The 229-nt window shown below is 36.7% G+C and carries 1 pseudogene; it reads right to left on the bottom strand.

The features are described from left to right. Positions 1–229, bottom strand: a pseudogene (uvsE, locus tag SB658_RS28205) (UV DNA damage repair endonuclease UvsE); the annotation flags it as partial.

Genomic DNA, 229 nt, shown 5'->3' with positions numbered 1-229 from the left:
CTCGTAAATTGTGTTCTTTAATTAATGCCCCAATTTTATGCCAAAGCGGTGTGAACAACCCGATATAATCAAACTCGACTTCGGGATGCGTTGCAAGTGGGACGATGGAAGAAGATAAGCGATATAATGGAATTTCATGAGCTATATTGTAATGAAGAATACGTATTGTATGCTCAAGATTTTGCCGTGTAACATCGTATAATTTATCTTCTCGTTCTTGTTTACTAAG

This window comes from Bacillus sp. SIMBA_008 (genome assembly GCF_046535495.1).
GTDB classification, from domain to species: Bacteria; Bacillota; Bacilli; order Bacillales; family Bacillaceae; genus Bacillus; species Bacillus subtilis.
The sequence above is the reverse complement of the archived record's forward strand: the minus strand, read 5'-3'. Positions and strand labels throughout refer to the sequence as shown.